The sequence below is a fragment of the Streptomyces sp. 13-12-16 genome (genome assembly GCF_002114215.1).
In the GTDB taxonomy this organism is placed as follows: domain Bacteria; phylum Actinomycetota; class Actinomycetes; order Streptomycetales; family Streptomycetaceae; genus Streptomyces.
The window spans coordinates 4,926-6,783 of record NZ_NCTE01000597.1 but is presented as its reverse complement, the minus strand read 5'-3'; the positions used below and the strand labels follow the sequence as shown (position 1 = coordinate 6,783).

The window sequence follows — 1,858 nt, the reverse complement described above, 5'->3', positions numbered from 1 at the left end:
TACCCGGACGAGCAGCAGTACCAGCAGTACCCGGCGGACGCCTACGGCGGGACCTACCAGGCGGAGGCCTACCCCCAGGGCGGCGAGTACGACCCGTACGCCTACGGCACCCAGCAGGCGCCGTACGACCAGACCTACACCCAGGGCTACGACCAGAACTACCCGCAGGGCTACGACACGTCGTACGACCCCCACGGCACGGGCAGTGAGCGTCCCGACGGGAGCCAGCAGTGAACCGCACCACCCTGTCCCTGATCGCGGGCGTGACCGCGCTCGCCGCCGTCACCGGCTTCGCCGCGGTGTCCTCGCCGGACGCCACGGCCACGGACGGGACGGCGGAGGCGGCGGCCCACCTCCCCGTGGAACGCACGAGCCTGGTGTGCCCCTCGCCCAGCTCCTCCGACCTGGCCGAGACGACGTACACGTCCTTCACCCCGGTCACGAAGGGCACGGAGAAGGAGGGCGGGGCCGAACTCCGGGCGGCCACGGAGCAGAAGCAGGACGGGCCGAAGCCCGGGGACGACTCCGAGGACGACAAGAAGGACGACAAGGACGCCGGGTCCGGGAAGCCCGTACTGGAGCCCGAGGACCCCGGCAAGCCGGTCACCGGGGAGACGGCCGGCGGCGAGTCCCCCGCCCTCCTCGGCACCGCCGAGGGCCGCTTCGCGCCGGGCTGGACCGTGCAGGAGACGACCACGGTCACCGCGGGAACGGGCCGGGGCATGCACGGAGTCACCTGCACGGCTCCGGACACGGAGTTCTGGTTCCCGGGCGCGAGCACCGACGCCGCCCGCACCGACTACGTCCATCTGACCAACCCCGACGACTCGGCGGCCGTCGTGGACATCGAGCTCTACGGCAAGGACGGCGCCCTCGAGACGACGGTGGGGGAGGGCATCACGGTCCAGCCGCACTCCGCCGAGCCGGTCCTGCTCTCGACGCTCACCGACGAGAAGCAGACCGATGTGACCGCGCACGTGGTGGTCCGCAGCGGCCGGGTCGGCGCCGCCGTACAGGCCCTGGACGACAAGCTGGGCGGCGACTGGCTGCCCGCGTCGACCGACCCGTCCGGCAGCCTGGTCCTGCCCGGTGTCCCGAAGGACGCCACCGCCGTACGCCTGGTCGCCTTCACCCCCGGTGACGCCGACGTCGACCTGAAGGTGCGCCTCGCCTCCCCCTCCGGCCTGATCACCCCGGCCGGCCACGACACCCTCCACGTGAAGGGCGGCATGACGGCGGCCGTCGACCTGGAGGACATCACGCGCGGCGAGGCGGGCTCCCTGGTCCTGACGGCCGCGGACGACTCCGTCCCGGTCGTGGCGGCGGTACGGGTGCTGCGCGGCAAGGGCGACGACCAGGAGTCGGCCTTCATCCCGGCGGCGCGACCGGTCGGCACGCGTGCGACGTCCGTGGACAACACGGCCAAGGGCACGACGCTCTCGGTGACGGCCCCCGAGGGCACGGCGAAGATCAAGGTCACGGCCTCGGCGGGCACCGAGGGCGGTACGGAGGCCTCGAAGACGTACACGATCAAGTCGGGTACGACGCAGGACATCGAGGCACCGGTGCCGGCCGGGGCGAAGGGCACCTACGCCCTCACGGTGGAACCCCAGTCGGACACACCGGTCTACGCGTCCCGGACACTGGCCACGACGAAGAACGACGTCCCGTTCTTCACGGTCCAGCCCCTCCCGGACGACCGCGGAACGGTCTCGGTACCCCGGTCGAACGAGGACCTGTCAATCCTGCAGAACTGACCCCGGACCGGGGCGGACCCGAACCCGGTCCGCCCCGCCCTCCGCGTGCAGTTGTTGCCTCCCCCAGTGCCTTAAGGGCCTGGGAGGTGCCCCCAGGGCGC

At 72.4% G+C, this 1,858-nt stretch carries 1 protein-coding gene and 1 pseudogene; both read left to right on the top strand.

Features of this window, described 5'->3' with window-relative positions; translation table 11 throughout:
• Nucleotides 1–234: pseudogene (locus tag B7767_RS23730) on the top strand (hypothetical protein); the annotation flags it as partial.
• A complete protein-coding gene (locus B7767_RS23725; RefSeq protein ID WP_085573979.1) occupies nt 231–1,757 on the top strand; it encodes a DUF5719 family protein in 1,527 nt (508 codons plus the stop codon). The pseudogene B7767_RS23730 and the gene B7767_RS23725, both read left to right, overlap by 4 nt.
• The last annotated feature ends 101 nt before the right edge of the window (nt 1,758–1,858 follow it).